Origin of the sequence: Dongia mobilis (assembly GCF_004363235.1) — a bacterium.
In the GTDB taxonomy this organism is placed as follows: Bacteria; Pseudomonadota; Alphaproteobacteria; order Dongiales; family Dongiaceae; genus Dongia; species Dongia mobilis.
The window spans coordinates 1-7,252 of record NZ_SNYW01000003.1; the positions used below are offsets into that span (position 1 = coordinate 1).

Consider the following 7,252-nt stretch of genomic DNA (forward strand, 5'->3'; position numbering starts at 1 on the left):
TCAATGATGTTGATGTTGAGGGTATCGGTCGACTGGTCACCGTCGATATCCGTAACAACGACCACGAAGTCATCCGAGACCGGGCCGCCGCTGTGGTCGACATTGTCCTTCAGCGTATAGGTATAGCTGAGGGTACCGCCCGGACCATCGAAGGCCGTCACCACCAGGGTACCGTAGAGGCCCTCCACGATAGAGCCGTTGGCGATGGTGACCTGACCGTCCTTGCCCTGTATGGTCAGTGCACTGAAGCCATCCGGGGTGGCAAAGGTGATGCTGCCGGTGGTCGCCTCCGACTTGTCATCGTTGTCGGTGCCGTCGCCATCCGCCGCCTCGCCGGTACCAGCCGGCTCGATCACCGCATTGATGGTACGGATCGGCAGGCCCTGTTCGTCCACCTCCTTGTCCGTGACGGTGAGCTCGGTGCCGGTGTCGTAGATATTGATCGTTAGCGTGGCCGTGTCGGTGTCGGCGTCCCCGTCCTTCAGCGTGTAGGTGAAGACGTCAGAGTCCACCAGCGGATTGCCGTTGCTGCGGGTATAGCTGTAGTAGCCGTCGGCATAGATTGTCAGGGTGCCGAATTCGCCTTGGATGACGAAGCCATCTCCATGCGTGGCGTGGGTTGTCGGCGTTGGCGTGTTGCCCGGCACATTGCCCGAGGCGATGGCCGAGACCGCCGCATCGTCGGCGCCTACCAGATCCTTGCCCGAGGCCGGGTCGCTGGTGCCTGCGCCGGTGATGACATTGCCGTCCGTGGTCAGGAAATTCTCGACGCTGTCGAAGTCAGCCTTCGCATCCGGACTGTCATCGTCGATCAGCACCACGATCTTGTTGCTGCCGGTAGAGCCGTCGACGTCGGTGACGCTGACGCCGAACTCGACCGAGAGGTTGTCCTCGGTATCTGCCCCCGGATGCTTGACCGGCTGCTTCAGCTCGAAACTCCACTGGCCGGTGTCGCGGTTGAGTGTGAGGACAAAGACCTGGTCGGCCGGATCTGTGGCCACGCCGCCGGTCTTGTAGCCGACATAGGTGAGGATCGTGTTGGCGGCGTCGCCGCTGGCCGTCGGGCCATCAAGCACCACCAGCGTCCCGTCGAGGGTCATCAGGCCGCCCAGGTTGTTGACGCCGGTCAGGTTGAACGCATTGTCCGCCGCCAGCGGGTCCGTGCCCAGTATCACGTTGAGCGTGCCGCCGGTGGTCTTGGATTCGCCCGCAATGTCGCTGCCGTCCACATAGACCGTACCGGCGACGCCGTTTGCCAAACCTTCCTCGTCGACCGAACCCTCGGCCAGCACCAGTGCCGGCGCCGCACCGTCGGTGATCGAGATGGTGATCTGGCCCGTCTCCGTGTCGCCGTCCTTGTCGGCGATCCGGTAGGCGAAGGTCTCGGTGTTCGAACCGTCATTGTCGACACTGGCCGGCGGCGTATAGCGAAGTTCGCCTGCCACGATCGCCAGCGTACCGCCAAGGGAACCCACCAGGCTGGCGACCGGGTTCGCCCCGTCCATCAGCGTGAAGCTGCCGCTCTGGTACTCGTCGGCACCACCTTGCACGTTCGCCGCCACGAAGGCTGCCACCGTCGACAGCGTGGTCTGGGCGGAGTTCTCCACCACCGCGCCAAAATCCTTGTCGCCGGCCAGCGGGCCGTCATCGGCAAAGCGGATATTGCCGCCGAGGTCGACCGTCTCGCTATCGGTCGCGGTATCGTCGTCGCCGTCGGTGATCGTCCCGGTGGCCTTGATGCCGATCAGTCCGTTCGCCAGGCTCCTGACATCGTCGTCGTAGTCCGGCGCACCTTCCGGCACCAGGTGATCGACCTGGCGCAGCTGCGTCAGCGTGACGATGCCGGTCAGGCTCTCGACCGCCACGGTGAACACCACGCTGGAATCGGCAACACTCGCCGGCTCGACCGCCGAGGTTGAGCCCACCATCACGCCGCCGATGTCATGCAGGTAGATCGGGTTGCCGCCGATGCTGAGGCCGGACTGGCCGCCCTCGAGGAAGCCCGGCATGAAGACCAGCTCGTAGGTGATGCTGGAGCTCTTCTCGCCATCCGCCCCGGCATTCTTGGAAAGGCTGAAGACGCCGGAGAAATCGGCCTGCGAACTGGCCACGTCCTCGTCGGTCGGGTCGCCGTCGGTAAAGGCGTCCCGCGTCTGCAGGATCACCTCGCTGTCGTCCCCCGCCAGCACCGTGACCGAGGGGCCGTCGTCATAGAAGCCGACAATCAGCGCCCTGCCGATGGAATCGCTGTCGCCATCGGCATCGGTGATGGTCTGGGTGACATGAACCAGACTTACCGAGACGGATTCCTGGTGCGCCGGGCTGAGATGCTTCAATGCCAGCCACTGCTCGACCTGGACTTCTCCGCCGACGAGCGAGATGGTAAAGGCCAGCGTGCCCTCGGGGTCGTCTCCGATGCGACCCTCGACCACGTCGCCGTTCTGGAACAGATAGATCTCGGTGCCGGGCGCGGAGGTGGCGTAGAGGCCGGAGGCCGTGCCGGTGCCGATCGCCGTGCCGAAGGAATCGCCATTGCCCTTGGTGAGGGCATAGGAAGTGGTGCCGGCACCGTCGGCGCCGTATTGTGAATTGAACAGGGCGGAAACCTGGAATCCGCCGGTGGCCTGCGAGACGCCGTCGGTCAGGTCGGAATCGCCGACCTGCTGGCCCGGTGTCTCGTCGAGGAGCACCTGGCTCGGCGCTTCGAAAGTGGACAGCATTGCCACGGGGCTGTCGTCGTCAATCAGGATGCGGATCCGTCCCGTGCCGGTCGAACCGTCCACGTCGGTGACGCTGACACCGAACTCGATATTCGTATTGTCTTCGGTATCGTCGGTCTGATGCTGGATCGGCTGCTTGAGTTCGAAAGTCCACTGGCCGGTGTCGCGGTTCAGCGTCAGAAGGTAGACCTGTGCGGCCGAATCATAGGGGCTGCCGCCGTCCCGGAAGCCGATATAGGTGACGACCGTTTCGCCCAGAACCTCGGCCGAGAGCGGGCCAAACAGCTTCACCTCGACGCCATCGGCGGTCATCAGCCCGGCAACGCTGTTGCTGCCTGTCAAATTGAATGGATTGTCCGCCGCCAGCGGGTCCGTGCCCAGGGTCACGGCGAGCGTACCGCCGGTGGTCTTGGATTCGCCCGCAAGGTCGCTGCCATCGTTATAGGCCGGAACGCCCGCGATGCCGCCCGTCAGGCCTTCCTCGTCCACCTCGCCCGTGCCGTCGGTCAGCGCCGGTGCGGCTCCGTCCGCCACCGCCACTGTAATCGTGGCCGTGACCATGTCGTTGTCGTTGTCCTTGATCGCGTAGCTGAAAGTCTCGTCGACCGGGGCATCGCCATTTCCGTTGACGCTGGCCGGTGGGGTGTAGCGGATCTTCTGCACGCCACCGTCATCGACGATCTCAAGCGTGCCGCCCAGAGAACCTGCAGCGAAAACGAGCGAGCCCGCCTTGTAGCCGTCGGCGCCGCCCTCGACATTCGCGTCGAGGAATTCCGCTAGGGTCCACAGATAGACCAGTTCGCCGCCCTCGGTCACCGGATCGCCGTCATGGACGACGTTCGCCGCCACCGGGCTGTCGTCGTCGATGTCGATGACGATATCGGCATTGATCCAGTCGCCATCGCCGTCAAAGGCTCGCACCTTCAACGTGATGGCGATGTTGTCCTCGAATGCCGTTTCGACCGTGTCCTTGCTGATCGGATCGTCGGTCACCGGGTGATAAAGCGGCTTCAGCAGGGTGAAGGCGCCGGCACCACTGGTCGCGTCGATGGTCGCGGTGAAGACCCAGCTGACGGGATCGTTGATGTCGGCGCCGGTATAGCCGATCACCGTTCCCGCTGGCAGGCCGTTGACCTCTATCGCCAGGACATTTGTCGTGATGGACTGCCCGTCAGCGGTCGTCAGCGACACGCTTGGGTTGGCGCCGACGAAGACAAAGGCCGTGGCCGCGCCACCGTCGGTGCCGAAATCGACATTGACCTTGTAGGCGACTGAAGCGCCTCCAGCATCGTCGCCGGGGCCGTCGGCGATGCCGCCATCGAGCGCGTCCTCGTCGATGAGGAACGGACCGGGCTCGCCGCCCTCGCCGTCATGCACCACGCTGATGAGCTTGGGCCCGTCATCTTCGAAGTCAATCGACAGCGGGTTTTCGGTGATCGCGGTGACCTTGTCGCCGTCGCCGTCGATCACGGTCGCCGAGACGAAGATGCCGCCGCCATCCGCGACCAGCAGCGAGGCGATGTCATCGTGAGCGGCCGGACTGGCGCCATCGTCGTCATGGGCGATGGGCAGGTACTGCGTGACGGTCAGTTCGCCGCTCGACGGATCGACCTTGATGGTGAAGGCGAGGATGTTGTTGTCCGGGTTGCCGTCATGGTGGAGATAGCCGTTCACCTGGAAGGCCGAGACCGAGACCAGGAAGACATTGTCGTTGGCATAGATGTCGTTGGAGTCGGTGACGTAGAGATTGGTCGCCACATGAGTTGTGCCGATCGAGGTTCCACCACCGCCCGCATTACGCAAGACCAGCTTGTATTGCGGATTGGCGATGCCGCCCATCGGGCCGTCGGCACCGAATGCGATGTTCTCGAAGAAGCTGGTTACGGAACCGGTGGCACTGCCGATGGCACCAACAATCTGGGTATCATCCGCCTCCGGCGCGGTATTGGGATCGCTTGCATCCTTGCCCGTCGATTCATCCAGCGTGACGGTGACGGAGTGATCGTCTACCACAGAGATCGTCGGCGCATCGTCGTTTACCTGGAAATTGACTTCCATGCGAATTGAATCGCCGTCAACATCGATCGCCTTGACAAAGAAGCTGAGGGGTATGTTTGTTTCGACAGAATCGACACCCTCCGGGTTCTCGTGTTTCAGGGCCTGAAAGATCTCCAGGCTGAAGCCTGCGCTGCTGGCATTGACCGGATGAACCTCGAATAGGAAGACCCGGTTTCCGTCCACCGCCTCGGCCGGATCAAGTTCGCCATTGCCGTCCAGATCGGCATAGCCGATGACCTGGTCCGCACTCACCGCCAGCAGGACATTCTTCCCGGCGACCGTCTGCAGCCCGGCGAAATTGGCAGAGTCGACCTCGACCTCGAAGCTCCCCGGCTGGTCGGTGCCAAAATTGACATTGAATGTGCCGGTGGTCTTATTGGTGCCATCATTGTCGCCGGACGTGCCATCCGCGTCCTGATTGCCGCCGGGGAGGAAGTCCTCGTCCAGCAGATGAATATACTGAGCACCCACGAAATCAGGCGCGTCATCCAGCGTAGTGACCGAGAGCGGCGCATCGACATGATCGCCGTCGTAATCGGTGGCGCGGAACGAGACCGGCAAGCCGTCCACCAGCAAGCTGGGCGAGGCTTCGTTCGAATCGTTGAAGAATGACGGCGCGGCAACAGGATCATCATGGTTGATCTGGTGCAGCTGCACGAAGGTGAGCTGGCCCAGCTGCGGGTCGAGATGCAGCACGAATACCGGCACCTCGTTCTGCTGCGCGTCGATGGCATAGCCGACGATGGTGTTGGCGTCGACCTGGCGGGCGAGGACCGTTACGACCGCGCCGTCGAGGGTGACGGTCCAGTTGGTGGTGCCGCTCTCCATGGGCGCGTTGGCAGCGCCGATATAGAGCTGATAGGCCTGGGCATAGGTCCCCTTGTCGCCGGTAAAGACGGTCTCGCCAGCTTCCTTGTTGCCGACATAGCTGTTGCTGCTGCTGTCATAAACTCCGGCGCGGCCATCGGCGCCGAAGCTGACGGAAAGGTCGGTATAGGCCACCCCGACGGGTGTGGCACCGGCTAGATTGGCTGCCGCCAGTGCCTGGGGGACCAGATAGCTGCCCGGATAGCTGCCGGCATCGATGTCGTCGGTGCCGCTCTGCTCGCCCTTGGTCTCGTCGTGGACGAGATCGGTATCGGTCGGCGTGACGGAAACAGGCAGGCCTACCTGCCAGTCATATTCCAGCGTGCCCAGCGACGGCACGTCGTCGATGTCCTTGAAAACCAGCGCCTCTGCCGGAACCGGTACCACGCTGCCGTTGGAATCGATCACGAAGAACGGCACGCCGAGGTCGAGCGCCTCGGTGATGTCGCCGTCGGCATCGCTGATGCCAGGCACGTTGTCGATGACGCCATAGATGGTGAAATCGATGTTGAAATCGGTCAGCGGATCGGTGCCCTCGAACTCGCGGAAGGCGATTGTGAAGACGATATTGGCGTAGCTGTAGGTCTGCTCGCCATAGGTATAGGATTCAATGTAGTAGGCGACCAGAGTCTCGCCATGAGATTCGTCGATGCCGCCGGTTGCAGGATCATCCGGCTGGCCGGGGAGAACCATGTATTGCAGCAGGTGGCTGTGCGAGGTCAGCCCCATGGCATTGAGCTGGTCAAGGATCGGCGTGGTGCCGCCATTCTCGAAGCTGAGCCGGCCCGGCAGATCGGCAAAGAAATTGACCGAGACGATACCGGTTACCGTGGTCGGCTCGCGGTCCTGGTCGACGCCGTTGCCATTGTCGTCGGGGAGGCCTGACTGCTGCGAGCCCTCCTCGTGATCTTCGGTGTCGAAGGGGTCGTTGCCGTCTTCGCTGGGATTTCCCCAATAGGCCCAGACCTGGCCGCCGAGCGCAGCCGTCAGTCCGTCCACGATATGCGAGGGGTAAGGCTCGAGCGCCTTGGCAGCGGAGAAGTCATTGCCTTCACCGCCGCCAAGATCGTCCTCGTTGACCACCCCGCCCGTAATGCTGACGATCTCCGGCACCGTGTCGACGGTGGTCTCCACCTCTTCGGCGTCGGTGAGGATGAACTCGCGTTCGACGAGACCGTAATCGAGGGCGGTGGGATTGAGGCCGCCCACTGCGTTGAGGCCGCCCAGGCCCGCCTGCGGGGCGAAGGGGTCGAACACGCCGCCGGTATTGTCCACACCCGGCGCACCGGCGGCCGGACCGGCTGCCGTCTGGATGTCGAGATTGGGATCGGTCGCCGCCACCACCGCGGCCACGTCGATCGCCTCGCCGGTATTGTCGAGCAGCGTCACGTCGGCTTCGCCCACCGCCGCGATATAGCCCTGCAGGATCACCGTGATGTCGCCGACGCGCACCGCCAGATTGCCGTTGCCGTCGTCAAGCCGCGCCACCATCGCGTCCTGCGGGAAGGGCAGCTGGATCGTCTCGCCCGGCGTCACCTGGATGCGCACCACCGGCTCGCCCGCCGGCAGCTGGACCTGGGTCACCCCCTGCGTCAGCGTCGCCCGCT

Annotated in this window: 1 protein-coding gene; it reads right to left on the bottom strand. The window is 63.5% G+C overall.

All coding sequences use genetic code 11. The features are described 5' to 3' along the window. Positions 1-7,252: DUF5801 repeats-in-toxin domain-containing protein (locus tag A8950_RS01525; RefSeq protein ID WP_166644939.1), on the bottom strand; the 7,252-nt coding region annotated here is incomplete at both ends.